The 25,398-nt window shown below is 73.0% G+C and carries 21 protein-coding genes; 9 read left to right on the top strand and 12 right to left on the bottom strand.

Translation table 11 applies throughout. From position 1 onward, the window contains the following. Positions 1-176: 176 nt before the first annotated feature. From PHZ_RS03700 to PHZ_RS03675, 6 genes are all read left to right on the top strand, one after another. Positions 177-1,544, top strand: coding sequence for an FAD-binding oxidoreductase (locus PHZ_RS03700; RefSeq protein ID WP_012521245.1), 1,368 nt, complete (start codon positions 177-179; stop codon positions 1,542-1,544). An 85-nt stretch (positions 1,545-1,629) separates the two neighbouring features. Beyond that, complete coding sequence (moaB, locus tag PHZ_RS03695) at positions 1,630-2,205, top strand: molybdenum cofactor biosynthesis protein B (RefSeq protein WP_012521244.1); 576 nt, start codon at positions 1,630-1,632, stop codon at positions 2,203-2,205. Between the two features lie 115 nt (positions 2,206-2,320). Beyond that, positions 2,321-2,854: a ubiquinone anaerobic biosynthesis accessory factor UbiT gene (gene ubiT, locus PHZ_RS03690; protein ID WP_012521243.1), complete on the top strand. Its 534-nt coding sequence runs from the start codon at positions 2,321-2,323 to the stop codon at positions 2,852-2,854. A gap of 1 nt (position 2,855) precedes the next feature. Next, a complete protein-coding gene (gene ubiU, locus PHZ_RS03685) occupies positions 2,856-3,848 on the top strand; it encodes a ubiquinone anaerobic biosynthesis protein UbiU (RefSeq protein ID WP_012521242.1) in 993 nt (330 codons plus the stop codon). Continuing rightward, a complete protein-coding gene (gene ubiV / locus PHZ_RS03680; protein ID WP_012521241.1) occupies positions 3,845-4,759 on the top strand; it encodes a ubiquinone anaerobic biosynthesis protein UbiV in 915 nt (304 codons plus the stop codon). Before ubiU ends, ubiV begins: the two co-directional genes overlap by 4 nt. After that, complete coding sequence (locus tag PHZ_RS03675; protein WP_041373106.1) at positions 4,759-5,895, top strand: NAD(P)/FAD-dependent oxidoreductase; 1,137 nt, start codon at positions 4,759-4,761, stop codon at positions 5,893-5,895. The genes ubiV and PHZ_RS03675 overlap by 1 nt, the downstream gene beginning before the upstream one ends. Here the strand turns inward: PHZ_RS03675 and PHZ_RS21470 are convergent. The 3 genes from PHZ_RS21470 to PHZ_RS03660 all read right to left on the bottom strand — a co-directional run bounded on the left by PHZ_RS21470 (position 5,847) and on the right by PHZ_RS03660 (position 9,050). Next, positions 5,847-6,500 (bottom strand): TetR/AcrR family transcriptional regulator, encoded by a 654-nt coding sequence (locus PHZ_RS21470; RefSeq protein WP_012521239.1) that lies wholly within the window; start codon positions 6,498-6,500, stop codon positions 5,847-5,849. The genes PHZ_RS03675 and PHZ_RS21470 overlap by 49 nt on opposite strands. A 221-nt stretch (positions 6,501-6,721) precedes the next feature. After that, positions 6,722-7,615: an SDR family NAD(P)-dependent oxidoreductase gene (locus PHZ_RS03665; protein ID WP_012521238.1), complete on the bottom strand. Its 894-nt coding sequence runs from the start codon at positions 7,613-7,615 to the stop codon at positions 6,722-6,724. Positions 7,616-7,700: 85 nt separating this feature from the next. Beyond that, positions 7,701-9,050 (bottom strand): M28 family peptidase, encoded by a 1,350-nt coding sequence (locus PHZ_RS03660; protein WP_012521237.1) that lies wholly within the window; start codon positions 9,048-9,050, stop codon positions 7,701-7,703. Positions 9,051-9,154: 104 nt separating this feature from the next. Between PHZ_RS03660 and PHZ_RS03655 the strand changes: the two genes are divergently transcribed. Further along, a complete protein-coding gene (locus tag PHZ_RS03655; RefSeq protein WP_012521236.1) occupies positions 9,155-10,192 on the top strand; it encodes a serine hydrolase domain-containing protein in 1,038 nt (345 codons plus the stop codon). A gap of 73 nt (positions 10,193-10,265) precedes the next feature. On the opposite strand, the gene PHZ_RS03650 is transcribed toward PHZ_RS03655, so the two are convergent. From PHZ_RS03650 to PHZ_RS03625, 6 genes are all read right to left on the bottom strand, one after another. Further along, positions 10,266-13,289, bottom strand: coding sequence for a TonB-dependent receptor domain-containing protein (locus tag PHZ_RS03650; protein ID WP_012521235.1), 3,024 nt, complete (start codon positions 13,287-13,289; stop codon positions 10,266-10,268). A gap of 164 nt (positions 13,290-13,453) precedes the next feature. After that, positions 13,454-14,149: a TetR/AcrR family transcriptional regulator gene (locus PHZ_RS03645; RefSeq protein WP_041373859.1), complete on the bottom strand. Its 696-nt coding sequence runs from the start codon at positions 14,147-14,149 to the stop codon at positions 13,454-13,456. A 32-nt stretch (positions 14,150-14,181) separates the two neighbouring features. Then, entirely contained in the window at positions 14,182-15,765 is a 1,584-nt protein-coding gene (locus tag PHZ_RS03640; RefSeq protein ID WP_012521233.1) for an AMP-binding protein, read from the bottom strand. Beyond that, entirely contained in the window at positions 15,762-17,441 is a 1,680-nt protein-coding gene (locus tag PHZ_RS03635) for a carboxylesterase/lipase family protein (RefSeq protein ID WP_012521232.1), read from the bottom strand. Before PHZ_RS03635 ends, PHZ_RS03640 begins: the two co-directional genes overlap by 4 nt. Beyond that, positions 17,438-18,766, bottom strand: a complete 1,329-nt coding sequence (locus tag PHZ_RS03630) for a spinster family MFS transporter (protein ID WP_012521231.1) — start codon at positions 18,764-18,766, stop codon at positions 17,438-17,440. The genes PHZ_RS03635 and PHZ_RS03630 overlap by 4 nt, the downstream gene beginning before the upstream one ends. Positions 18,767-18,769: 3 nt before the next feature. Next, a complete protein-coding gene (locus PHZ_RS03625; protein ID WP_012521230.1) occupies positions 18,770-21,046 on the bottom strand; it encodes a TonB-dependent receptor in 2,277 nt (758 codons plus the stop codon). 191 nt (positions 21,047-21,237) lie between these two features. On the opposite strand from PHZ_RS03625, the gene PHZ_RS03620 reads away from it, so the two are divergent. Continuing rightward, complete coding sequence (locus tag PHZ_RS03620; RefSeq protein WP_012521229.1) at positions 21,238-22,239, top strand: endonuclease/exonuclease/phosphatase family protein; 1,002 nt, start codon at positions 21,238-21,240, stop codon at positions 22,237-22,239. 15 nt (positions 22,240-22,254) lie between these two features. On the opposite strand, the gene PHZ_RS03615 is transcribed toward PHZ_RS03620, so the two are convergent. After that, complete coding sequence (locus tag PHZ_RS03615) at positions 22,255-22,605, bottom strand: hypothetical protein (RefSeq protein ID WP_041373105.1); 351 nt, start codon at positions 22,603-22,605, stop codon at positions 22,255-22,257. Positions 22,606-22,836: 231 nt separating this feature from the next. On the opposite strand from PHZ_RS03615, the gene PHZ_RS03610 reads away from it, so the two are divergent. After that, positions 22,837-24,453: an ATP-binding protein gene (locus PHZ_RS03610; protein ID WP_012521228.1), complete on the top strand. Its 1,617-nt coding sequence runs from the start codon at positions 22,837-22,839 to the stop codon at positions 24,451-24,453. On the opposite strand, the gene PHZ_RS03605 is transcribed toward PHZ_RS03610, so the two are convergent. After that, positions 24,440-24,664 (bottom strand): hypothetical protein, encoded by a 225-nt coding sequence (locus PHZ_RS03605; RefSeq protein ID WP_041373104.1) that lies wholly within the window; start codon positions 24,662-24,664, stop codon positions 24,440-24,442. The genes PHZ_RS03610 and PHZ_RS03605 overlap by 14 nt on opposite strands. A 180-nt stretch (positions 24,665-24,844) precedes the next feature. Beyond that, on the bottom strand, positions 24,845-25,156 hold the full coding sequence (locus PHZ_RS03600; RefSeq protein WP_041373103.1) for a hypothetical protein: 312 nt from the start codon (positions 25,154-25,156) through the stop codon (positions 24,845-24,847). Positions 25,157-25,398: the final 242 nt, after the last annotated feature.

Raw genomic sequence — 25,398 nt, 5'->3', positions numbered from 1 at the left:
GGCAACTCGCGAGTCACGCCGCGGTTCCCCGAACGCCGGCTGTCGCCAGCGGACGACTTTGCGTAACACTGTGCGTCGGGGCGCCTGGGCAGGCAAGGACCCCGTACAGGCCGGCGATTGACATCCGTCATGCGACCGGCCGGCCGACGCCTCCACACTCCGCGACGGAGACCCGCATGCCCGATCTCGTCCGACGCCTGGAAACCTTCCTGCCCCCCGCCGACCTCCTGACCGGCCCGGCCGCCGCCGAGGCGGCGTTCAGCTTCTGGGGCTCGCTGGGAACGCCGCTCGCGGTGGCCCGACCGCGGACCCCGGAGCAGGTCGCCGACGTCGTGCGGGCCGCGGCCGAAGCGGGCGTTCCGGTCGTGCCCTGGGGCGGGCGCACGGGCCTGGCGGGCGGGGCCTACGCGGAGGGCGCCCTGGCGCTGAGCCTGGAGCGCCTGGACGCCGTCGAGGAGATCGACGCCGACGAGTCGCTGATGGTGGTGCAGGCCGGCTGCCCCCTGGCCAAGGCCTGCGACGCGGTTGAAGCGGCCGGCCTCTTCCTGCCCCTGGACCTCGGCGCGCGGGGCTCGGCCACGATCGGCGGCATGGTCTCGACCAACGCCGGGGGCAACCGCGTGCTGCGCTACGGCATGACCCGCGACCAGGTGCTGGGGCTCGAGGTGGTGCTGCCCGACGGGACGCTCGTGCCCGGCCTCAACCGCCTGCTGAAGAACAACACCGGCTACGACCTCAAGCAGCTGTTCATCGGGGCCGAGGGCACGCTCGGCGTCGTGACCCGGGCGGTGCTGCGCCTGCGCCCGCGCCCGGCCGCGCGGGGAACCGCCTTCCTGGCCGTGGACAGCTTCGAGGCCCTGCCGAAGCTGCTCCGGCGGCTCGACGCCGACCTCGGCGGGCTGCTGTCCGCCTTCGAGGTGATGTGGCCCGGCTTCTACGAGCTGGTCACTACGCCCCCGGCGCAGGGCCGCCCGCCCGTGCCCGCGGGCCATGCGTTCTATGTCCTCGCCGAGATGCTGGGCGGCGATCCCGAGCACGACCCGGCCCGCTTCGAGGCCGCCCTGACCGGGCTGCTGGAGGAGGGGCTGATCGCCGACGCGGCCATCGCCCGGTCCCACGCCGAGGCCGAGCGGATGTGGGCGCTGCGCGACGACGTCATGCAGACCGGCCGCTTCGGCCCGCCGGCGGCGTTCGACGTCAGCCTGCCGATCCGTCACATGCCAGCCTATGTGGAGGGCGTGCGCGCGGAGCTCGCCGCCCGCTGGCCGGACTCGCCGCTGTGGGTGTTCGGACACCTGGGCGACGGCAACCTGCACCTGATCGTGGGCGCGGTCCCCGCGGACGCCCACGCCGAGATCGACCGGATCGTCCACGAGCCGCTCGCGCCCCTGGGCGGGTCGGTGTCGGCCGAGCACGGCATCGGCCTGCGCAAGCGCGAGCTGCTGGGCCTGTCCCGCGCCCCGGCCGAGATCGCCCTGATGCGCACCCTGAAGGGCGCGCTCGATCCGCGCGGCCAGCTCAACCCCGGCAAGATCGTCGGCTGACCGCCGCCGCCCGGGGGCTTGATGTCGGACAACCGCGATCGCCCGCGGCCGCGGTAGTCAGGCTGGGCAACTGGGAGCCCCTTCCGTGACCGCGACCCTGCAGGCGCGCCGGCCCGAGGCCGGCAAGGCGCGCATCGACCCCGACCTGCCGTTCCATCCCCTCGGGATCGCCGTGCTGACGGTGTCCGACACCCGCGACGAGGCCACCGACACCTCGGGCGGCCTGCTCGCCCAGCGGCTGACGGGCGCCGGCCATGTCCTCGCCGGCAAGGCCATCGTGCCCGACGAGGTCGAGGCGATCCGCGCGCGGGTGCTGGCCTGGGCGGCCGATCCCGATGTGGACGTGATCCTGGTCACCGGCGGGACGGGCTTTTCCCCGCGGGACGTCACGCCCGAGGCGGTGCGCCCCCTGCTGCGCCGGGAGATGGACGGCTTCGCGGTGGTCTTCCACCAGGCGAGCTACGGGACCGTCGGCGTCTCCACCCTCCAGTCGCGGGCGCTCGCCGGCCAGGTCGAGGACACCTTCGTCTTCTGCGTGCCCGGCTCGACGGGCGCCTGCCGCGACGCCTGGGACCTGGTGCTGGCGCAGGAGCTGGACAGCCGTTTCCGCCCCTGCTCGCTGGTCGGCCAGGTGCCGCGCTACCGCGGCGTCTGTCCCTGATCCGCCCTCCTGATCCGCTCGCTGGCCAGCCGGCGACGCCCATCAAGCCTGGCCTTGACGCGCGACAAGCGGATCCGCCGCCGATGAGTCTATCCAGGCCTCCCAGGAGGACGCGGTGCGTAGACGTGGACATTCGACGCGGGGCCGGGATGCGCCCCTGCGAGACGCGGCCCTCGCGCTCGCCGCCCTGCCCCTGAACGCCGGACTCACCGCGGTTCTGAGGCGAGCCGGCCGGCGCGATCCGGCGGCGTTCGAGCGCCTGGGCGAGTTCCGCTCGGCGGCCTTCGTCCTGGAGCCGCTGGGCTCTCCGCTCGCCTTCCGCCTCGAGCCGGACCCCCGCCGGGGCCGCGTGACGCTCGAGCCGGCCACAGGGGCAGCTGGGGGACCGGCCGCCACGGCGCGCATCCGGGGACGCATGACGGACTTCCTGGCGCTGGTCGCCGGCGAACTCGACGCCGACGCGGCGTTCTTCGGCCGCGGCCTCGCCGTCGAGGGGTCGGTGGAGGCGGCCGTCGCCCTCCACAACGCCCTGGAGGCCGCCGACCTCGGGCTCGCCGACCTGCTGCCCGGCCCGGCGCCCGCGCGGCGCCTCGCGGCCCTGGGCCTCGGCCGCCTGCTGCGCAGCCGCCGCCCGGCGACGGTCGCCTGACATGCCGCCGCTCGAACTCGTCTGTCCCGCCGGGTCGCCCGCCATGCTGCGGGCCGCCGTGGAGGCGGGCGCCGACAGCGTCTACTGCGGCCTGCGGGACGCCACGAACGCGCGCAACTTCCCGGGCCTGAACTTCTCGCCCGACGAGCTCGCCCGCGAGATCGAGTGGGCCCACGGCCGCGGCGCGCGCGTGCTCGTCGCCATCAACACCTTCGCCACGGCCGGCGGGATCGACCCCTGGCGGGCGGCCATCGACGCCGCCGCCGCGGCCGGCGTCTACGCGGTGATCGTGGCCGACCTGGGCGTCCTCGCCTACGCCCGCGAGCGCCATCCGGGCCTTCGCCTGCACCTGTCGGTCCAGGCGGCCGCCGGCACGGCCGAGGCGATCGGCTTCTACGCCGAGGCGTACGGCGTCCGGCGGGTCGTCCTGCCGCGCGTGCTCTCCGCCGCCGAGGTGGCCGAGGTCTGCCGCGGCTCGCCGGTCGAGATCGAGGCGTTCGTGTTCGGCGGGCTCTGCGTCATGGCCGAGGGGCGCTGCGCCCTCTCCTCGTACGCCACCGGCCGCTCGCCCAACCTCGCCGGCGTCTGCTCGCCGGCCGAGGCCGTCGCCTTCGATAGGACGTCCCAGGCGCTCACGCCGCGCCTGTCGGGCCTGGCCATCGACCGCCTGGGGCCCGAGGAGCCGGCCGGCTATCCCACCCTCTGCAAGGGCCGCTTCGAGGCCGGCGGGGCGACCGGCTACCTGTTCGAGGAGCCGGTCAGCCTGAACGCCATGAGCCTGCTGACGTCGCTGCGCGACGCGGGCGTGACGGCCGTGAAGGTGGAGGGCCGCCAGCGCGGACGCGCCTACGTCGCGCGCGTCGCCGCGGCGTTCCGCGGGGCGATCGACGCCCTCGAGCGCGGCGAGGACCTCGCGCCCTGGGAAGGCCGTCTCGCCGATCTCGCCGAGGGCGGCCGCGAGACGGCCGGCGCCTACCGGAAGCGCTGGCGATGAGCGGGCGCCTGGAGATCACCGTCGGCCCCCTGCTGTTCAACTGGCCGGCCGAGGCGGTGCGGACGTTCTACCGCCGCGTCGCGGACGATCCGGCCGTCGACCGCGTCTACCTGGGCGAGGTGGTCTGCGGAAAACGCGGGCCGCTGCTGGCCGACGCCCTGGCCGAGTCGGCCGAGGCGCTGGAGGCCGGCGGCAAGACCGTGGTCTGGTCGACCCTCGCCCTGCCCGCCAATCGGCGCGAACTGCGGGCCAGCGCCGCGCTCGTGGAGGCGGGCGGTCCCGTTGAGATCAACGACATCTCGGCCCTGGCCCGTGCCTCCACCGGGGCGCCCGCCGGGACGCCGTTCGTCGCCGGGCCGTTCCTCAACGTCTACAACGAGGCGGCGGCGCGCGAGCTGATGCGGCGCGGCTGCGTGCGGCTGTGCGCCAACATCGAGCTCTCGCTCGGCGCGGTGGCCGCCATCGCCCGCGGCTGCCCCGGGCTGGAGGTGGAGCTGTTCGCCTACGGCCGCCTGCCGCTCGCCCTGTCCGGGCGCTGCTACCACGCCCGCCTGCACGGGCTGCACAAGGACGCCTGCCAGTTCGTCTGCGAGCGCGACCCGGACGGCCTCGCCGTCGCCACGGTGGAGGCCACGCCCTTCCTGGCGATGAACGGCGTCCAGACGCTGTCCCACGGGGTGCACGTGGTCGATGTCGAGCCGGCGCGGCTGCGGGAGGCCGGCGTCGGCGCGCTGCGCCTCTCCCCTCACACCGGCGACATGGCCGCGGTCTCGGCCGCCTTCCGCCGCTTCGCCGACGGGCGCTCCTCGCCGCCCGAACTGCGGGCCGCGCTCGCCGCGGCAGGGCCGCCCGGTCCGCTCGTCAACGGCTACGTCCACGGCGCGCGCGGCCTCGAGCTCCTGGACGCTTGATGACCACCACCCTGCATCCCTGCGACGTCGTGGTGATCGGCGGCGGCGTCGCGGGCGCGGCGATCGCCGCCTTCCTGGCCCCCTGGCGGCGCGTGGTGGTGCTGGAGCGGGAGGCGCCGGCGGGGCGTCACGCCACCGGCCGCTCGTCCGGCATGCTGCTGCCGTCCTACGGCGGCGAGGCCGCGCGGCCGCTGAGCCGGGCCAGCCTGCGGTTCTTCGCCGAGCCGCCCGGGATCTTCGGCGGCGACCTCCTGACCCCGCGCCCCACCCTGCACGTGGCCGGCCCCTCGCAGATCGCCGCCCTCGCCGCCCTGGCCGGCGAGCTGCCCGGCGCGCGCCTCTTCGGCCCCACCGAAGCGGCGCGCCGGGCGCCGCTGCTGCGGGCCGGGCGCCTGGCCGGCGCCCTGCTGGAGGCCGAGGGCGGCGACATCGACGTCGCCCGGCTGCACGCCGGCTTCCTGGCGGCCTGCCGCCGGTCGGGCGGGCAGGTCCACGTGGGCGTGGGGGACCTGACCTTCGCCCGCCGGGGCTCGGTCTGGCGGGTCTCCGCCGGCGGTGTCACCTGGGCCGCGCCGGTGATCGTCAACGCCGCCGGCGCCTGGGCCGACGAGGTCGCCCGCGCCGCCGGCGCGGCGGCGCTGGGCCTGCAGCCGAAGCGGCGGACGGTCCTGCTGTTTCCCAGACCGCCCGAGACCGCCGGCTGGCCGACGGTCAAGGACGTGGACGAGCGGTTCTACTTCCGCCCCTGCTCGAAGGCCCTGCTCTTCACCGCCTGCGACGAGACGCCGAGCCCGCCCTGCGACGCCCAGCCCGAGACGCTCGACGTGGCCCACGCGGCGGCGCTGTTCAGCCGCCTGTCGCGCCAGCCCGAGCCGCGCCCGATCCGCGCCTGGGCCGGCCTGAGGACCTTCGCCCCCGACCGCGCGCCGGTCATCGGCTGGTCCTCGACGCCGGGCTTCTTCTGGTTCGCCGGGCTCGGCGGCTTCGGCGTGCAGACGTCGCCGGCGGCCGGAAGCCTGGCCGCATCGCTGCTGCTGGGCCGGCGAATCCCGGGCGACCTGTTGGACGCGGGCGTCCGGCCCGAGCTCTACGCACCGACCAGGCTGACGAGCACGGGGGCCGCGCGGACCGCCTGACGCGGGGCGGCGCCCGCGGGCCGCCACAGGCGCGAAACCTCCTCGGCCACGCCGCCGGCCGCGGCGTCCGGCGATCGCCAGGCGAGGCCGAGGCTGGTCGCGGCGAGCAGCGGCGCGAGACGCGGATCGAGGCCCGCCGACGACAGCAGGCCCTCATGCCACCGCAGGATCCGGGCCTCGCACCGGGCGGCGAAGTCGGGGGCGTCGTCCCGCAGCGGCTCCAGCGCCTGGATGAGCCGCCGGTTCTCGCCGATCAGCGGCGCGAGCCGGGCGAAGGCGCTGCGCACCGGATCGACAGCCTCGAAGCACGGGCTGCGGGCCGGGAAGGCGACGGCCACGAACGGGCGCAGGACCGACACCGCCACGTCCGCCTTGTCGCGGAAGTAGACGTAGAACGCCGCCTTCGACAGGCCCGCGGCGTCGGCGATGTCGGCGGTATGGACGCGGTCGTAGCCGTTGAGGTGGATCAGGCGGGCGGCGGCGATCCTCAGCGCGGCGCGCGTGCGCCGGCCCTTGCGGCGGGCGCGGCCAGCGAGGCGCGTCTCCAGCAGCCGGGGGAAGGCGGCAGACCGGGGCTCGGCGCGGATGGCGGCGATGGGCGGCATGGCAGGTCTCCGGGGCGATCCGCAGCCGCGCCCGGCGGCGCCGGGCGAAAGAAACGGCCCCGCCGGGGAGCCGGGGGGCTGAAGTCCAGGTGGAACGTTGCTGCGGAAAAGCGTCTCCCTCGTTTCGGACCCCTGCAGCCTGCGCCTGCTTCGGCCGGAGCGCCTTGCCGCCCGTCAAGTGGGCGGTTGACGCCTGTCGGCTCCGGCGGGACGGCGCGTCCTCAGCGGGCGACCACCGCGGTCTGGGGGGCCAGCCCGGCGGCGGCCAGCTCGCGTTCGGCCTGGGTGAAGCCGTAGGCGGGGACGATCTCGCCCCGCCGGTCCGCGACCTCCGCCCAGCGGGCGATCACCTGCTCGCCTGCGTCGGGGCGCGCGCCGACCTGTGCGCCCTCGGTCAGGGTCACATGGGCGGCGGCGAAGTGGCCGGCGCCGGCGCAGAGCACCGCGCGGCTCGGCGCCTCGTCCGACACCAGGGCGAGGAGGCCGGGGCTGACCAGTGCCGGGTCCAGCAGCTGCAGGCTCTCGTCCGAGAGCACGCCGTGGGTCATCTGGGTCGCCGCGGTCGGCGCCAGGCAGTTGACCCGGATGTCGTACTTGGCCCCCTCGATGGCCAGGGTCTGCATCAGCCCGACCAGCGCCATCTTGGCCGCGCCGTAGTTGGCTTGGCCGAAGTTGCCGTAGAGCCCCGACGAGGAGGTGGTCATCACGATGCGGCCGTAGGCCTGCTCGCGCATCACGTCCCAAACCGCCTTGCTGCAGATCGCGGCCCCGATCAGGTGGACGTCCACGACGAGGCGGAAGTCCTCGATGGTCATCTTGGCGAAGCTCTTGTCGCGCAGGATGCCGGCGTTGTTCACCAGGATGTCCACGCGGCCCCAGGCGTCCAGCGTCCGCCGCACCATGGCCGCGACGCCGGCCTCGTCGGTCACCGAAGCGGCGGCGGCGATGGCGCTCCCGCCGGCGGCCGCGATCTCGGCGCAGACCCGGTCGGCGGCCTCCTGGCTCAGGTCGTTGACCACCACCTTCGCGCCCTTCGAGGCCAGGTAGAGCGCGTGGGCGCGGCCCAGGCCTCCTCCCGAACCGGTGACGACGGCGACACGACCTTCAAGCGACATCGGAAACCTCCCCCGAAAGATTCTTCACTCACACGTTAGCGAATATCCTCGGAGGGGTGAAGCGGGGCCGTGAAGGCGCGGTCTCCTAGCCGGCGGCGGGGCGGCCGAGGGCGGCGGCGATGGCCGCGCGGAACGCCTGGGCCGCCGGCCGGACCAGCTCGCCCGAGGTGCAGCGCAGGTCGTCGGCGGCGGTGTGGAAGTAGCGGTGGACGCCGTACTGGCCGATGGCCGTCCGGTAGCCGGCCTTCAGCACGTTGGTCATCTCGCCCCCTGCGGTCAGGGCCGTGGCCTCGAGCACCGCCTCCAGGCCCGCGAGGCCGGCGAAGGCCGGGCGCACGCGGTCGATGATGTCCGCCGTCGCGGTCAGGACGCGCTGCGGGTCGGCGCTGGGCAGCGGTCGCAGCGGGCCGAAGGCGTGCCAGTCGCGCGCCGCCGTGCTGGCGCCCACATGCACCCACATGGCCGTACGCTCGGGCGGCGGCGCGGCCTCTTCCAGGTAGTGCTCGCCGCCGAGGTATTCGAACTCGTGGCCGCTGTTGGCCGCCAATTCGACGTCCACGCCGAGGTCCGCCTGGGCCAGCCAGCGGGCCAGCGACAGCCAGACCGCCAGTCCCGAGCCCCGCTCGGCGGCGCAGTCGAACCAGCCGGACCTTGGCGTCGAGACGACGAGGGTCCGGGCCGCGCCGCGGTCCAGCCGGGCGATCAGGTTGTAGGCCGGCCGCCGGCCTGCGGTCCCGTCGAGGGTCAGCGTCGCGGGTCGGCCTTCGGCGGCGGCCGCCAGGAACGGGCCCGCATCCTTGGGGGCCAGGATCGCCACCGGCCGCGCCGGCGCCGGCCGGTGCGGGCTGACGTTGAGCGCGATGGCCTCGCCCGTGGGTCCCGTCGTCACCAGGACCGCCGCGGCCGCGCCGCGGGCCAGGGCGTCCTCCAGCGGGCGGGCGGCCATGGGATCGACCAGCGTCACCCATCGCTTGTGCGGCAGGACGACCAGGGCGATGGCCCCCTGAAGGTCGCCCGGAACGGACGCCAGCCGCAGCGGGCCGGAAACGCCGCCGGGCCCCGTCACCGGCGCCAGGGGATTGGCCGTCAGTCCGGCGCTCGCAGCGCCCGCCGCCAGGTTGGCCGCGCGCAGGTCCAGGAACGGCGCGTCGAAGACCTGCCGCCGGCAGGCGTAGCCGGCGCGCCGGAGTTCGCCCTCCAGCCAGGCGCCGCAGGCCTCGTCCCCCGGTCCGCCCGACGCCTTGCCCTCGAAAGCCGCATAGCGCTCCAGCACCGCCTGCAGCCAGGCGGAGTCCAGCGACTCGTCGGCCCTTCCGATCGCGGCGCCCGCCGGCGTCGCCGCCGCAAGGCCCAGGGTTCCGGAGCCGGCCACGAGGTCGCGGCGCGAGGGATAGGCGCGGCGCACGCCGCCGGGGGCTTGGGTTGCGTCGGTCATCTTCCAGTCGCGGTCAGGTCGGGGGAACGGTATTCATTCGCCGGAGAGTTAGGATTGTCACGCCCGCCGAACCGTTGCGGGCCGTACGGGGGGAGCCTGCGGACATGACGCGATTCCACGTCGCCGCCTTGCTGGCGGCCGGCCTGACGCTCGCGCCCGCCGTCCTCCTCGCGGCGCCCGCCGCCCCGCCGGCCTCCGCCCACGCCCCCGCGCTGCAGGCGGTGCTGGACTACGCCCGCGCCCAGAAGACCACCGGCTTCCTGGTGATCCGCGACGGCGAGGTGCTGGCCCGCGCCAACTGGCCCCTGCCGGGTGAGGCCCAGCGGTTCCGCGCCCTGTTCGCCCATGGGACCACGCCGGCGGGCGAGCCGCTGGAGGACGTGGCCTCGCTGCAGAAGAGCGTCGTGGCCGTGCTCGCCGCCATCGCCGTCGACCGGGGTCTGCTCGACGTGGATCGGCCCGTCTCGGACTACCTCGGTTCCGGCTGGTCGAAGGCGCCGCCGGAGAAGGAGGCGCAGATCCGCGTCGTCGACATCCTGACCATGAGCTCGGGCCTGACCGAGGGCTTCGCCTACGCCGCCGCGCCCGGGACGGTCTTCCTCTACAACACCCCCGTCTATGCGGCGGCCCAGCGGGTGCTGGAGGCCGCCGCCGGCCGACCCCTCGCCGAGATCACGCGCGACTGGCTGACGGAGCCCGCCGGCATGGCCGACACGGCCTGGCGGCCCCGTCCGGCCGGGTTCGGCGACGTCGGCAATCCGGTCGGCCTGGTCACTTCGCCCGGCGACCTCGCCCGGCTGGGCCAGCTCGTGCTGGACGGCGGACGGGCGGCCAACGGGACGCAGGTGGTCTCCCGGGCCGGCCTGTCGGACCTCTTCCGCCGCTCTGCGGTCAATCCCGCCTACGGACGCCTGTGGTGGCTGAACGGCGGCGCCTACGCGGTCCGGGCGGCGGGGGGCCGCGCCGAGGGTCCGCTGATCCCCACCGCGCCGGCCGACCTGGTCGCGGCGTTCGGGGCGCTCGACCGCAAGCTCTATGTCTCGCCCTCGCGCCGGCTGGTGGTCGTCCGCCTCGGGCAGGATGCGCCCGATCCGGCCTTCGACACCACCCTCTGGCGCCTGCTCTCCGCCGCGCTGAACTGACGCCCGTCCCTCCAACAATCCCCCCTCCAAGAAGACAGGCGGCCGAAGCCGCCTGTGAAGTCTCGGGGAGGAACTAGAAGGCCTTGCGCACGCCGACCTCGATGGTCCGGCCCAGCGGATTGCCCGTCCACGGGTCGTAGCCGAACTCCTCCTGGGCGGGCGGCGGGTCGCGGTCGAGGATGTTGGCCACGGTGGCGGTGAGCGCCATGCCGTCGTCCAGCTCGAGGCGGTAGGTGAAGTCCACCGTGATCCAGTCCTCGCCCTCCTCGCCGTACTGGATCCCCGGTCGCTCGTCCGTGACGGCCGAGACGAAGTTCACGCCCAGGCGGAAGTTCTGCCGGTCCATCCGGTAGTTGGCCGCCAGGTTCGCCCGCCATTCCGGCGCCGCCTGGGCGAAGGTGGCGAAGTTCAGCGTCCCCAGGCGGTCGTCGCCGGTGGAGACCACCACCCCGTCCAGCTCGGTGGAGCCGGTCTTCAGTTCGGTGATCTTGGTCGCGGTCAGGCTCAGCGTCAGGTCGCCCGCGCCCACCGGCATGTTGTAGTCGGCCTGGATGTCGAAGCCGTTGGTCGTCTGGCCCGGGCCGTTGCCGAAGCGGGTGGAGATCGAGGAGAACGCCCCGACCGCGCTCATGCCCACCGCGCAGGTCCCGTTGAAGGTCACCCGCTGCAGCAGCGGCTGGGCGGCCGGATCGCAGGTGGTGATCGTGCCGCCCGGCCCGTTGAACACCAGGTTGGCGATCTGGTTGGGGTCGGCGATCTGGCCGATCTGGTCCTTCGTGCGGATGTCGAAGTAGTCGACGATCAGGCGGAAGTCGTGGTCCGGCGAAAAGCCGCGGCTCTGCCAGATGGCGCCGGCGTTCCAGGCCTTGGCGGTCTCGGGCTTGAGGTTGTCGTCGGTGATGAACTGGGCCGCCAGCCAGTTGCTGCCGGCGACGGTGTAGTTCCGCGCGGCGATCGAGACCTGGCCCGGCACCGCCGTGATCGGCGGGGTCTGGTAGTTGGTGCCGTACGAGCCGCGCACCGACAGCGGGCCAAAGACGTCCCACTTGCCGGCCACCTTGTAGACCGTCGCCCCCAGGCCGCCCGAGAACTCCTCGTGCCGCACGGCGGCCTGGATGTTCAGGGTGTCGAGCAGCGGCAGGTCCACCTCGCCGAAGAACGAGTACTGCTGGCGGTCCGCATAATCCGGCAGGTCGGGCGCGAACAGCACGAACGGCCCCGGGCTGTCCGGCGTGCAGCCGCGGAAGTTCGGGTCCGTGGTCGGCAGCGGATTGGCTTCCAGGTTGGGCGAGCCCGGGCCGTTGGCGCTGGTGGTCCCGCTCGGCCACTCGCAGGGGGTGGAGCCGTTGAACAGCGGGCTGTCGATCGTCTGGCGGGTCTCGAAGTACCGCAGCTGCGCGCCGGCCGCCCAGCCGATCTCGCCGCCCGGCAGGCTGATCCCGGTGCGGCCGTTGAACACCAGGTCCGCCGTCACGCTGTGGTTCACCGTCTCGGCCGCCCGCGGATCGAACATCCAGCGGACCAGCTCGGCGGGGTTCTCGGTCCCGGCGACGTGGTTGGGATTGGCCAAGCCCCGCACCGGCTGCTCGGCGAAGCCGGTGGAGAAGGGGTTCCACCACATGCAGCCGTTCTGGCCGGCGGCGCCGGGGTTCTGGGTGCCGAAGCGGGCCGGGTCGAGGTCCGGCGCGTTGCAGCCCGGGCCGCCGAAGCCGTTCAGCGCCTGCTGCACCCGGTAGCCGATGGTGTCCGGGTGGGTGTTGAAGAGGGTCGACTGGTTGTAGGTGACGGCGAAGTCGTAGCCGATCCCGCTGGCCGGGCCCGCCCAGTCGCCGAACTCGCCCTTCAGGCCCGCCGAGACGCGCCAGACCTGGTTGTCGATCTTGTCCGGGACGCCGAAGCCTTCGCCGTCGCCCAGGGCCAGGTTGCCGCCGTGGCCCAGCAGCCGCCAGGTGACGGGCGTGAAGCCTTCCGCGCCCACGATCCCGTTCCGCGCGGCGAAGGCCGCCGCATGGGGGTTGGAGATCGGCACGTAGAACTGGAACACCGAACCGGTCGCCATCGCCGGCCCGCGCACCATCGGCTGGGCGGGCGAGCCGAACACCTGCGGCACGGTCACCTGGCCGTACGAGAAGTCCGCGTGGAACTCCATGTCCTCGGTGAGGCGGGCGTTCAGCTGGGCGTAGACCCGGTAGGTGTCGGTGTTCTCGACCAGGTTGTAGTAGGGGATGTAGTTGTAGGCGCAGGTGAAATTGTTGTCGTAGCGGCCGCCCACCGCCGCGCAGCTGGCGGGCGTGAAGTCCGAGACGATGCCGCCCACCGGCGCCCCGAACTCGCCGTTCGCCGTGGCGGTGGGGATCGCCGGCAGGGCGCCACGCGGCTGCCATCCGGCCAGGTTCGTCAGCGTCGACCAGGGGGCGGGGTTGTAGCCGGTCCGCATGGGGTCCAGCGAGTCGTGGGTGAACCCGCGCTCCAGGGCGTGCAGCCGCGAGCGGTGCTCGTACTCGGCCGACCAGAGGAAGTTGACGTCGCCCTCGCCGACGCCGCCCATCACGCCGACCGAATAGTCGCCCTTCGAGCCGTCGATGTACTTGTACTGGGCCTGGGCCTCGAGGCCGACGAACCGCTCGCGGGTGATGAAGTTGACCACCCCGCCGGTGGCGTCGGCGCCGTAGATCACCGCCGCGCCGTCCTTCAGCACCTCGGTCCGGGACAGGGCGATGGACGGGATGTTCGCGGTGTTGATGTCCATCCGCCGGCCGTTCAGCAGGACCAGCGTCTTGTCCGACCCGAGGCCGCGCAGGTTGTAGGTCACCGAGCCGGTGAGGGCCGGGCCGCCGAAATAGTAGGACTCGCCGGTCGTCGGGCCCGAGATGGTCAGGCTCTTGGCGAACTCCAGGGCGGTCGGCGCGCCCCGCGCCTCCAGGTCCGCCTGGGTGAACACCTCGACCGGCAGGGCGGCGTCCTCCGGCGTGCCGCGGATGTGGGAGCCTGTGACCACCACCTCCTCGACCTGCGCGGGTTGCTGGCTCCAGGCGGGCGACGCCGCCAGGCACGCGAGAATCGCAGCGGCTGACGCGCCGTTGAACGCGGATTTCATGGCTTCCTCCCGTATGAGCTTGGATGCTCACTCTTGTGTGAGTGAATGTTGGCGCCGCCGAACGGGGTTCGTCAAGATGTTCACGCGCACGCGAGTGAACATAATTGCGCAGGCGCTTCGGGCGCCGCCTTCAGGTCAGGGAGGGATCGAAGGGACGCCCGGCCTCAGCCGCGGCGGGCCGCCGTCCGCGCCTCGCAGATTTCGAGGAATCCGGCCGCCATGAACCGGGCCATGCGCTGTTTGATGGCCACGAAATCGTCCGAGCGGCACATGCCGCCCGACAGCTTGTCGATCCGGCCCGTGCGCGCCAGCGTCACCATCAGGGCGCCGGTCACGAAGTGATAGCCCCAGAAGATATCCTCTTCGGCGCAGTCCGGCAGGGCCTTCTTCAGGAGCTCGATCAGCCGGAGCACCACGGGATCGAAGTGCTGGTCCATCAGCTCGGCGCCCCACTCGGGGGTGTTCGAGACCAGCGCCCCCAGGGCCCCGTAGTTCTTCCAGCCCTCGCCGCCCTGGATGTAGAGGTCGAGGTCGGTGTCGAGGAAGGCGCGCAGCGCCCCTTCCACCGTGGGCTTGCCGTTCGACTGCGCGTCGTATTCGTCGAGCGCCTTGATCCGCCGCTCGCTGGTCACCGCCGCCCGGCGGGCGAACACCGCGTCGAAGAGCTTCTTCTTGTCCTCGAAGTAGTAGTTCAGCAGCGTGTGGTGCACGCCCACCTGCTTGGCCACGTCCTTCAGCGTCACGCCGTAGAGGCCGTGCTTCGAGAACAGCTCCTCGGCCGCGTCGAGGATCTGCTCCATCGACTCGGCGCGCTGCTCGGCCTTCTTCGTGCGTCGACGCGGTTTGGCGCTCTCCGGCATGCCGGGCTGTTTCGGGCCGCCCGCCGGCGCCGTCAAGTCGCCGCCTCCGCGGCGCCCGCGCCGTACTCGGCCCTGAGCTTCAGCTTGTCGATCTTGCCCGTCGCGGCCAGCGGCATGCTCTTCAGGCGGACAACCTCGTCGGGAATCCACCAGCTCGCCACCTTGCCCTTCAGCGGCTCCAGCAGGGCCGCGTCGCTCGCCTTCGGCTCGCGCAGCTCGACCAGCAGGATCGGCCGCTCGCCCCACTTCGGATCCTGGCGCCCGATGACCGCCGCCAGGGACACCTCGGGCAGCGCGCTGACCACCGCCTCGATCTCTGCGGGGTTGATCCACTCGCCGCCCGATTTGATGAGGTCCTTGGCCCGGCCGGTGATGTAGAGGTTGCCGGCCTCGTCGATACGCGCAAGGTCGCCCGTGGCGAACCATCCCTCGGCGTCCACGGCCGGCTTCGTCTCGCCGAAGTAGCGCTCGATCACCGCCGCGCCGCGCACGTGCAGGTGGCCCTCGACGTTGCGCTGCTCGGGCAGCGGCCGGCCCTCGGAATCGGCGACCATCAGGTCCACGCCCACCGCCGGACGGCCGGCCTGGGCGGCGGTGCGCCCGGGGTCGGCGGCCGACATCACCGTCCCCGACGGCGACAGCTCGGTCATCCCCCAGCTGGTCTGGACGACCACGCCCAGCCGCGCCTCCAGCCGGGCCATCAGGGCCGGGGGCATGGGCGCCCCGCCCACCAGGATCCGCTTCAGGCTCGGGACCTCGCCGCCCTCGGCCTCTAGGTGCTCCAGAAGGCCCAGCCAGACGGTCGGCACGCCCACCGCCACCGTCACGTCCTCGGCCCGGATCAGCCGGGCGAGGCTGGCGCCGTCGGCGTTCCGGCCCGGCAGGACCAGCTTGGCCCCCACCGCCGGGGCGGCGAACGGCAGGCCCCAGGCGTTGGCGTGGAACATCGGCACCACGGTCAGCACCGCATCGCCCCCCGCCAGGGCCATGGTGTCCACCTGCAGCGAGCGCAGGGTGTGCAGGTAGCTGGCGCGGTGGGTGTAGGTCACGCCCTTGGGGGCGCCCGTCGTCCCCGAGGTGAAGCACAGGCCGCACGGCGCGGTCTCGTCGAAGCCGCCCCAGGCCAGCCCCTCGGCCGCACCGGCGATCATCGGCTCCAGGGCGGCCGCGTCGCCCTCGCCCTCCCCGTCGATGACCAGCAGCCGTGGCGGGGCCGAGACGCGCTCGGCGATCTCGCGGGCCAGCGGCAGCAGGTCGGCGCTGGCGATCAGGATCCGCGCGGCCGAGCGCTCCACCATGGCCGCCAGGTCGTTGGGCGTCAGGCGCGGGTTCAGCGTGTGGCAGACCGCCCCCATGCCCATGACCCCGTACCAGGCCTCCACGTGGGCCTGGGTGTTCCAGGCGAGCGTGGCCACCCGGCAGCCGAGGCCGACGCCCAGCCCGGCCAGCACGGCCGAGACCTTCTGGCTGCGCGCCTTCAGGTCCGCATAGCCGATCCGGTCGACCTTTCCGCCTTCCCGGGCCGTGACCACTTCCGAAGTCGGACGCCACTTGGCGGCGTGCTCCAGGAACTTGTCGAGCGTCAGCGCGAAAGGCTGCATGGCTCCGTCGATCATCGGCGCTCCGTACTCTTGGGCGGCAGGACCGGCGAAACCACGCCGACGTTCCAGTTCCAGGGGGTGTCGCCTTGCGCCCGGCGGCGGCCGACGACGTCCTCGTGCAGCTCGTACATGCCGGGCATCAGGCCGGTCTTGGGGCGCGGGGCGTCCTCGAAGGCCATGTAGGCGCGGCTCTCGCCATAGGGCGGCCACGCCGGCTGGTCCGCCGCGGCCGGCCGGCCCGTCTTCACGAACGCGGCCCAGTAGCCCTGGATCGCCTGGCCCAGCCGGGTCTCCAGGCTGGAGAGCGGCGGCTTCGGCCAGCCCGCCGGCGTGCGGTCGCGCGTGCCGAACACATAGGGGATCTCGCTGGCGTGGAAGGCGTGCAGGTCCAGCGCATCGGCCGCCGGATAGCCGTGGTCGAACAGGTAGAGGAAGGCCGGCTGGCCCAGCTCGGTCTGCTTGCGCGCCAGCCGTTCGGCCGTCCAGCCGTAGAGCGCGTCCCGGGTCGTGGCGATCACGCTCTCACCCAGGTCGCTCGACGGATAGAGCCTAAGGAAGTCGTCGGCGAGGTCGCCGTAGCGCTCGCGGATCGCCGCCTCGTAGGCCGCCGCGCTCGCGGGCTTCGGCGGCGCCAGCCGGCGCAGCGAGCGGATCTCGCCCTCGTTGAACCCGGCCAGCACCGGAACGGGCGCCTGCTCGCCGCGGTCGAACACCTCCACGATCTGGCGCGGCAGCACCTTGCCGTCGATGGCGCCGAACGGGGCGAAGCCTGCCTTGGGCGCCTTGTCCACCAGCGCCGCGGCGTCCATGGCCCGCAGGTCCGCGAGGCCGCCGGCGCCGAGCCTCTCGGCAAGCCGGGCGCCGGCGGCCTCCGCCCCCTCGTGCCCGAACCTGTTCTCCCCCAGTTCGGGCGTCGAAACCATGTAGGCGCTCTGCAAGATCGCCTTGTGGAACAGGCCGCGCGCCAGCGGCGAGGCCATCAGGTACAGGACGCTCAACCCACCGGCGGACTCGCCGGCGACGGTGACGTTCGCGGGGTCGCCGCCGAACGCGGCGATGTTGCGCTTCACCCAGGTCAGGGCTGCGATCTGGTCCAGCAGCCCGTAGTTGCCCGAGACCTTGTCCGGGCTCTCGGCGGTCAGCGCGGGATGGGCCAGCCAGCCCAGCACGCCCAGCCGGTAGTTGATCGAGACCACCACGATCCCGCGCCGCGCCAGCGCCGCGCCGTCGTACATCGCCTCGCGGCTGGAGCCGGTCGTCAGCGAACCGCCGTGGATCCAGACCATGACCGGCGCGCCGCTGGGCGTCCTGGCCGCGTCCTTCGGCGCCCAGACGTTCAGCGTCAGGCAGTCCTCGCTGAGCTGCGGCAGCTCGCTCGCATAGATGAAGCCCGGCGGCATGCGCGGCTGCAGGCAGGCGGGTCCGAAGTCCTTGGCCTCGCGCACCCCCGCCCAGGGGGCGAGCGGCGCGGGCGGGCGCCAGCGCCTCTGGCCGACCGGCGGGGCGGCGTAGGGGATGCCCCGGAAGGCGGCCACCTCGCCCAAGGCCTCGCCCCGCACCGCGCCGGCGGGCGCCTCGACCACCGGCGCCGACCGCGCCAGGGCCGGCCCGGCGCCCAGCGCCAGGGCGAGGCCCAGAGCCAGGCCCAGAGCCAGGCCCAGACCCCGCAGCGTGCCGACCCGGGCCCTCACGCGCCGGTCTCCTCGCGCCTCAGCACCCGCGCCAGCGCCACGAACAGCCCCACGGCGACGAGGTACATCGGCGCCAGCGCATAGAACGCGATCTGAAGCGAATTCTCCGGATGGGCGGCCCGGACGAGGTCGCTCACCGCCCCGACGAACGTCGGGCCCACGCCCATCCCGATCAGGTTCATCACCAGCAGCAGCAGGGCGCCGGACAGCACGCGCTGCTCGGGCGCCACCTCCTCCTGCACCAGCGCCACGGCGGATGACAGGTAGAAGTAGTTCAGGAACGTCGGGAACAGCAGGAACGCCAGGGCCAGCGGCCACGACGGCGCCCAGACGAAGGCCAGGTACGCCGGCACCGCGAGCGCCAGCGACACCGCCGGCGCCAGGGCGTAGGCCGCCTTCGTGCGACGGGTGTACTTGTCGATCACCCGGCCCGAGACGAAGATCCCGCCGCCCATGCCGACGGCGACCACCAGGGCGTACCAGAGCGACACGTCCTCGAGAGTCATGCCCTTCTCGCGCATCAGGAACAGGACGGTGAAGTTGCCCGCGCCGTAGGTGATGATCTGGGTCGCCGCGCTGGCCGAGGCGACGAGGGCCAGGGCGGGCGTCGAGAAGAACATCCGCACCGTGGGCCAGAACTTCGCCGGCCCGGCCTGCAGCTTGGGCGCCTGCCCCGCCGCACGGTCCAGGGCGCCCCGCTCGGGCTCGCGCACGCCCGCCAGGACGGCGATGGCCGTGACGATGCCGACGGCGCCCAGCAGGATGAAGGCCATCCGCCAGCTGTAGGCCGCCGCGATGGCCGCGCCGAAGGCCACGCCCAGGGCCTGGCCGATGGGCGGTCCGAGGTTGAACAGGCCGAGCGCCGTGCCCCGCTGCCCGGGCGGGAAGTAGTCGGTGATGATGGCGTAGGACGGCGGCACCCCGCCCGCTTCGCCGACGCCGACCGTCATCCGGGCGAGGACGAGCTGCGGATAGTTCGCCGACAGGCCGCAGGCCACGGTGGCCGCGCTCCACAGGCCGCAGGCGAAGGCCAGCACCCGCACTCGGTTGGTCCGGTCGGCCAGCCAGCCCACCGGGATCGAGATCAGGCAGTAGAACAGCGCGAAGTAGAGGCCGCTGATCAGCCCGAGCTGGCCGTCGGTGACCCCGAGGTCGTCCTGGATCGGCTTGGCCAGGATCGACAGCAGCTGCCGGTCCAGGAAGTTCAGCACGTAGACGAAGCAGAGGATCGCCAGGACGGGCCAGGCGCCCTTGGCGGGCCGCAGGGCCGCGGCCGGACTCGCGGAGGAGTCGGCCGCGGCCGGCGTCGGGGAGGAGGACGCCATGGCCTAGAAGTCGTAGCCGACCCGCACCCCGAAGGTGCGCGGACGCTGCTCGGCGTACCGGCTGGCGAGGAACGCCTCCGGATGCACGTAGGTGATCTTGCGGCTGTCGAAGAGGTTCTCGACGTAGGCCGCGACCGTCCAGGTGTCGAAGGCGACCGCGAACGTGGCGTTCACGTTGGTGTAGGCCTCGGTGTAGTCGTAGGTCGGCTGCAGCACGCCCGGCCGGCCCGGGATGTACGGGAACAGCCCCGGATACTTGCCGACCCGCTGGACCACGGCCGAGAAGTTCGCCCGCGCCTCCGGCGTCAGGTCGAAGCCGTAGTTGACGTAGGCCGCGCCCTGGAACCGGGGCGAGGCCAGCCGCACGCCCTCGCCGGCGCCCGAGATGGCCGCCTCGGTGGGAGACAGCTTGCTCACCTCGGCCTCGTTGAAGGCGCCGTTGGCCCCCACCGTCAGCCCTTCCATGGGCAGGGCGATGATCTCGAATTCCAGGCCGCGGCTGTACGCCTGGCCGATGTTGGTGGCGAACTGCACCGAGTCCGACACGCGGTTGGCCTGCACCTGGATGTTCTTCCAGTCGATCCAGTAGGCGGCCAGGTTGGTGGTCAGCCGGCCGTTCAGCCAACGTCCCTTCAGGCCGATCTCGTAGTTGGTCAGGTCGTCGGAGTCGGCGCCGGGCGGGATGATGATGTCGGTCGGATCGACCACGCTCGGACGGCCCGCGAAGCCGTTGACGATCGGCGTCCGGAAGCCCGTCGACACCGTGGCGTAGGTGGTGAGGTTCGGCGTCGGCTTGTAGGAGAGGCTGATCTTGTAGGACGGTCCCGTCTCCTTGGCCTTCACCCCGGTGACGGGGGCGATGGGGACGATCGTCAGCGGTCCGCTGAAGCCGGGGGTCAGGGCCGCGGCCAGGTAGTTGCTGTTGTAGCCGCCCTCGACGTGGGACTGCGCTTCGAAGCCGCCGTAACGCAGCCCGCCGGTGACCCAGAAGTTCTCGCTGAACCGGTAGGTCACGTTGCCGAAGCCGGCGAGCTCCTGCGAGTTCGTGTGGTTGAACTGGCGCTGGTAGTACTCGTCCGACAGCCCGGTGAAGCCGCGGAAGGCGAGGTAGTCCGGCCGGGAGCGGTAGTTGTAGTCCACGTCCCAGCGGCGATCGAGGAAGAAGCCGCCGACCACCCAGTCCCACCGGCCCCCGGGATCCGAAGCCAGCCGCGCTTCCTGCACGAAGGTGTCCTGGTAGGCGTCGGCGTCGAGGCCGAAGGCGATGCTGGTGGGGCCGGGAACCGCGCCCTGCGGCAGGAACGTGCCCGCGAGGTCGACGTAGAACTTCTGGTCGAACTCGGACCAGGTCGTCGAGCTGGTGAACTGGGCGCCGTCGAACTGGTGCTCGATGGTGGCGTTGTAGCTCGTCAGCCAGCCCTGGAAGAGGTCGGGCCGGTCCGACACCCGCCGGTCGTGGCCCAGCGCGGGGCTGACCGTCGAGGAATCCCTGGGCTTGCTGACCTCGCGCGAGACCAGGAGTTTGACCGACGTCCGGTCGGTCGGCTCCCACAGCAGGCTGACCCGCCCGCCCGCATAGTCGAGATCGTTCGAGTTCTTCCGGTTGGCCAGGCCCACGTTGTCGACGTAGCCCTCCTCCTTGCGGAGGAAGCCGACCGCGCGGATCGCCAGCTTGTCCTGGACGAGCGGCACGTTGACCATGGCGTTGTAGCGCTGGCGCAGCGAGTCCGACCCCACCATGCCGTAGTCGACGAGAACCGAGGCGTCGAAGGCCGACGAATCCGGCTTCTTGGTGAGGATGCGCAGGGCGCCCGACAGCGAGCCCGAGCCGAACAGCGTGCCCTGGGGACCGCGCAGGAACTCCACGCGCTCGACGTCATAGAGGTTGGGATCGAGCACCGTCGTGTTGCCGATGGTCGAGATCGGCAGCTCGTCGATATAGACCGCCACCGTGCTCTGCAGGTTCGCGCCGTAGCCGTTGGTGGCGATCCCGCGCGCGGTGAAGTTGTTGAAGTTGGCCGTCGGCCGGTTCAGCACCACGCCGGGCGTCTCCACCGCCAGGCCCTCGTAGCCCACGATGCCCTTGGCGGTGAGCGCCTCCTGCGAATAGGCGGTGACGCTCAGCGGCACGTCCTGCAGGCGCTCGGCGCGGCGGGTGGCCGTGACGATCACCTCGCCCACGTCCGTGGCCTGCGTGGCCTGCGGCGCGGTCTGGGCCAGCGCCGGCGAAGCGGCGGCGAGGGTCGCGGCGCAAGCCGACCCCAATAGAAGCGACCTCATGTTCCCTTCCCTCCCTTGCATGCCCGGTCATTCACGCCGGGCGTCTGGGCGGACGATGCGTCGGGCCGCCTCGCCATGTCAATACTCACTCTCACGCGCGTGAATATCTGTGGCCGAACCGTCGCAGTGCGGTCACGGGCGGGTCACCGAAGCAAGGCATCCCGGCGGCGCTCAGGGGCTGGAGCGCCGTCATGCTGCTGGCGATTCTCGCTGCTTCCGTGGTCGCGGGCGCGCCGCAGGCGCCGCCCGTCGAGCCGCCGTCCCAAGGGCCGCGGGAGCGGGAGATCAGCGTCCTCACCTACAATGTGCGCGGGCTGCCCTGGCCGGTCGCCCGCGGGCGGGGCGCGGCCCTGCGCGCCATCGGCGAGGAGCTGGCGGCGCTGCGCCGGGCGGGCCGCGAGCCGGACCTGGTGCTGATCCAGGAAGGCTTCCGCGGCGAGGTGGAGGACCTGGTCCGCGCCAGCGGCTACGCCCACTGGGCGCGCGGGCCCGGCCGAGGCGACCGGCGCGCCGGCGGCCTTCCCGCCCTTCCCGGCCTGCTCCGCGGCGAGGGATGGGGGACGCTCGCGGGCGGGGGCCTGCACGTGCTGTCGGACCTGCCGATCCGTGACGTGCGCGCGGCGGCCTACAGCGCCTGCGCGGGTCTCGACTGCCTCGCGGCCAAGGGCGTGATGCTGGTCCGGGTGCGACTGGACGACGGGACCGAGGTCGACGTGATCAACACGCACCTGAACGCGCGCCGCGCCAGCCGCGCCCCCAAGCCCCGCACGCTCCAGGCGCACCACCGGCAGACGGACGAGCTGCTGGCCTTCATCGCCGACCACGCCGCGCCGGACCGCCCGCTGGTGGTCGGCGGCGACTTCAACGTCCGGAACGCCCCCGACCGCTACAAATACCGGGCCGAGGCGCGGCCCTATGTCGTCGTCGCCGAGTTCTGCCATCGGCACGCCGCCCAGTGCGCCTCGCCGCACGCCGCGCAAAACCAGCCCTGGCTGAAGTCGCAGGATCTACAGGCCTTCGCGAGCCCCGCGGGCATCGACCTGCGGCCGGTCGGGGTGGAGACGCTGTTCGACGGCGGCGAGACCCCGTCGCTGTCGGATCACGCCGGCTACCTCGTCCGCTACAGGCTGAGCTTCAGGGGGCGGACGCCGCGCGAGACGGGGGCGCAGGTGATGGCCGCGGCCGATCGCTGATCCGCCCGCCGGCGCTCACCAGCGCTTGCTGAAACCCACCGCATAGGCCTTGCGGTTGCGGTCCTGGAAGGCGGTCCAGTCGCGGACAGCGCCGTCGGCGTCCCGGTGGAAGCGGCCCCGGGCCCTCTGCAGGTCCACGAACAGCTCCAGCCCGCCGCCCACGGCATAGCTGATCTTCGCCGAGCGGGAGCGTTCCGAGCGGTCGCGGGCGAGCTCCAGCCGCAGAGGCGGCGCCTCCGAGATCAGCCGCTCGGACGGCCGGTAGGTCAGCCCCTGCCGTTCCCCAGGCCCCTGGCCGGCGGCGGGCCCTGCGACGGCCAGCCCGGCGGCGCCGAAGCCCGTGGCCGCGATCCAGACGACACGCATCCGAATCACTCCCCAATCTCTCCCCGAATCTTTCTTGGGGGCCGGATACGCGGGACTGACGTCGGCCGCGTCACCGTCCGGCGTCAGTTTCTTGACGGCGACCCGAGGCGGGGCCGGCCGCCCCTGCGGACACATAAGTTTCGCAAAACATTCATGAAATCGGGGCCCGGCCCTAACCGCTCGTTAGCCGCGCCCGGGGAGAACGGCGGGGCTTTCCCGAACGCGCTCCCCATGGCCCTGCTGCTCGACATCGCCCCCTGCGTCCCGCCGGTCTTCTCCACCGCCACCGGCGGCGAGCTCTACCGGCGCTTCGAGTCCGAGCCGGACACCCTGGCCATCGCGGTCGTGGACGCCGCGGGCCGGCCGATCGGCATCGTCGAGCGCAACAGCTTCCTGGTCCGCATGGCCGCCCAGTACGGCCACGCCCTGTGGTCGCGGCGGCCGATCGCCGGCTGGATGAAGACCGACCCGCTGGTGGCCGACGGCGACGTCACGGTCTCGGAGTTCTGCGGCCGGATCCTCGAGGAGCGCCCGTCCGAGCTGCTGCACGGCTTCATCGTCACCTGCGGCGGGCGCTACGCCGGAGTCGGCACCATGCTGGCCCTGTTGCAGGCGTCCGCCGCCGAGACCGCGTCCCACGCCGGAGAGATGACCCGCCTGGCCGAGGCCGCCCGGGCGTCCAGCGCCCAGGCCCACGAGGCGCTGGCCGCCAAGGCCCGCTTCCTGGCGGTGATGAGCCACGAGATCCGCACGCCGCTGAACGGCGTGCTTGGCGTCGCCGAGATCCTGCGGCGCAAGCTGCCGGACGCCGAGCTCGCGCCCCTGGTCAACACCATCATCGAGTCCGGCGGCGTGCTGCTCCGCCTGCTGAACGATGCGCTCGACCTCTCGCGCGCCGAGGCGGCGGGGCTGGAACTGGACGAGGCGCCGCTGCCCGTCGCCGAACTCCTGGACGACGTGCTCGCGCTCTGGACGCCGCAGGCCGACATCAGGGGCGTTCCGCTCACCGGCGCCTACGACGGCCCGCAGGACCTCTGGGTTCTCGGAGACCGGGTCCGCCTGCGCCAGATCCTCAACAACCTGGTGGGGAACGGGCTGAAGTTCACCGGCGCCGGCGGCGTCCACGTGCGCCTGACGGCGCGGACCGAGGGCGACTGCGTGCGGCTGGCCGGCGCTGTATCGGACTCAGGGCCAGGCGTTCCCCCCGAGCGGCTGGAGACCATCTTCCAGCCCTTCCAGCAGACGGAGGAGGGCGTCCGACGGGGCGGCGCGGGCCTCGGCCTGGCGGTCTGCCGCCAAATCGTCCAGCGGATGGACGGAACCATCCAGGCCCGCAACCGGCCGGAAGGCGGCGCGGAGTTCGCGTTCGAGACGCCGCTCTTCCGCGTGCCGGCGCCAAGCTCCGTTGGCGGAGCGACGGCCGAGCCGCCGCCCGGCGTCGAGGGCCGCGTCCACGTGCTGATCGCCGACGACAACGCGACCAACCGGCTGGTCGCGGCCAGCCTCTGCGAGACCTTCGGCTGCACCAGCGAATGCGTCGAGGACGGCGCGGCCGCCGTCGAGGCCGCCGCCTCCGGCCGCTTCGACCTGATCCTCATGGACATCAAGATGCCGGTGATGGACGGCGCCGAAGCGACCCGCCGAATCCGCTCGGGCGCCGGGGCGGGCTCGCGGACGCCGATCCTGGCGCTGACCGCCAACGCCGATCCGGCGGACGCGGCCTTCTACCGCCGCTGCGGCGTAAACGGAGTGGTGGAAAAGCCCATCCGGCCCGATCGCCTGCTGGCCGCCATGACGGCGGTGCTGAACCTGGTCGCCGCCGAGTCGGACGCCGTCACCGCGTGCTGACGAGCGCCCCGCCGTTGCGGATCAGCCGCACGCCGCGGCCCGACAGCACGTAGCGGCGGCCCGCGGCGCCCTCGGCAGGTCCGGCGCGCCGCACCAGCCCCTCGCCTTCCAGTCGTTCGGCCAGGGCGTCCTCGGGAGAGGCGCGCGCGACGGTCAGCACGCCTTCACGCTCCACGTCCCGCAGCAGGGCCAGGCCTTCAGAGGTCAGCAAACGACACCTCGGCTGTCTTCCGCGCGGGAACGCGGGCGCGCATCGTCGCCCGCCAGGCCCCCGCCGCCACGGAGCCGACTGCTAACTCAGAGAAGCGTATTCACGCAAGACTGAGCTTTCCCTCAGTCAATTTGTCCTTGTACGGATGATTCGTTATTCGTCCGCATCCGAACGAATATTCTACCGCGTGTTGGAGAGGCGCAGCGCCTTCAGCTTACGCGCCTCGGCGCCGGTGATGCACTTGGGCGCGGACCAGGCCTCCCCGTCGGCGCGGGCGTCCTTCGCCGTGACGAACTCCACCTGCCCGAACTCGCGGGCGAAACCCCGCCGCGTCAGGGCGTTATCCTCGCAGACATAAAGGGTTTTCGGCGCGCCCGACGTCTCGGTGGCGACAGCATCCTTCGCCGCCGATCGGGCGTTCGGCGGCTCCTTGGCCAGGGCGGCGCCGGCGCCGAGAGCGACAAGGGCGGCGGCGCAGATCGCGATGCGCATGGATCTTCCTCCTCAAGTCTCGGCGGACTCCCGCCGCCGATTGGAGGAGAACCTTATCGTATAGCCGGGCTCTGCGAAAGTTTTATGACAATATTCGCCACACGCACCTTCGCGCGCCCGCGCCGGGTTCGCGGTTACATCATCGAAGCGTCACCCGGATGTCGCACGCCCCGCCGATAGTCCCGCCCGAGACAGGGGCGGGCGACCGCGGCCCTGCGTTGCGGATCGAGGGGGGAAGGCCA

It is taken from the genome of Phenylobacterium zucineum HLK1, assembly GCF_000017265.1.
Lineage (GTDB): Bacteria > Pseudomonadota > Alphaproteobacteria > Caulobacterales > Caulobacteraceae > Phenylobacterium > Phenylobacterium zucineum.
Note: the sequence above shows the minus strand (reverse complement) of the source record. Positions and strands in the feature narration are given on the sequence as shown.

Bases quoted from the DNA above. Each gene is read 5' to 3' on its own strand.
- PHZ_RS03700 (WP_012521245.1), top strand. From the start codon at position 177: ATGCCCGATCTCGTCCGACGCCTGGAAACCTTCCTGCCCCCCGCCGAC.
- ubiU (WP_012521242.1), top strand. From the start codon at position 2,856: ATGCCGCCGCTCGAACTCGTCTGTCCCGCCGGGTCGCCCGCCATGCTG.
- ubiV (WP_012521241.1), top strand. From the start codon at position 3,845: ATGAGCGGGCGCCTGGAGATCACCGTCGGCCCCCTGCTGTTCAACTGG.
- PHZ_RS03675 (WP_041373106.1), top strand. From the start codon at position 4,759: ATGACCACCACCCTGCATCCCTGCGACGTCGTGGTGATCGGCGGCGGC.
- PHZ_RS21470 (WP_012521239.1), bottom strand. From the start codon at position 6,500: ATGCCGCCCATCGCCGCCATCCGCGCCGAGCCCCGGTCTGCCGCCTTC.
- PHZ_RS03665 (WP_012521238.1), bottom strand. From the start codon at position 7,615: ATGTCGCTTGAAGGTCGTGTCGCCGTCGTCACCGGTTCGGGAGGAGGC.
- PHZ_RS03660 (WP_012521237.1), bottom strand. From the start codon at position 9,050: ATGACCGACGCAACCCAAGCCCCCGGCGGCGTGCGCCGCGCCTATCCC.
- PHZ_RS03655 (WP_012521236.1), top strand. From the start codon at position 9,155: ATGACGCGATTCCACGTCGCCGCCTTGCTGGCGGCCGGCCTGACGCTC.
- PHZ_RS03650 (WP_012521235.1), bottom strand. From the start codon at position 13,289: ATGAAATCCGCGTTCAACGGCGCGTCAGCCGCTGCGATTCTCGCGTGC.
- PHZ_RS03645 (WP_041373859.1), bottom strand. From the start codon at position 14,149: ATGCCGGAGAGCGCCAAACCGCGTCGACGCACGAAGAAGGCCGAGCAG.
- PHZ_RS03640 (WP_012521233.1), bottom strand. From the start codon at position 15,765: ATGATCGACGGAGCCATGCAGCCTTTCGCGCTGACGCTCGACAAGTTC.
- PHZ_RS03630 (WP_012521231.1), bottom strand. From the start codon at position 18,766: ATGGCGTCCTCCTCCCCGACGCCGGCCGCGGCCGACTCCTCCGCGAGT.
- PHZ_RS03625 (WP_012521230.1), bottom strand. From the start codon at position 21,046: ATGAGGTCGCTTCTATTGGGGTCGGCTTGCGCCGCGACCCTCGCCGCC.
- PHZ_RS03620 (WP_012521229.1), top strand. From the start codon at position 21,238: ATGCTGCTGGCGATTCTCGCTGCTTCCGTGGTCGCGGGCGCGCCGCAG.
- PHZ_RS03615 (WP_041373105.1), bottom strand. From the start codon at position 22,605: ATGCGTGTCGTCTGGATCGCGGCCACGGGCTTCGGCGCCGCCGGGCTG.
- PHZ_RS03610 (WP_012521228.1), top strand. From the start codon at position 22,837: ATGGCCCTGCTGCTCGACATCGCCCCCTGCGTCCCGCCGGTCTTCTCC.
- PHZ_RS03600 (WP_041373103.1), bottom strand. From the start codon at position 25,156: ATGCGCATCGCGATCTGCGCCGCCGCCCTTGTCGCTCTCGGCGCCGGC.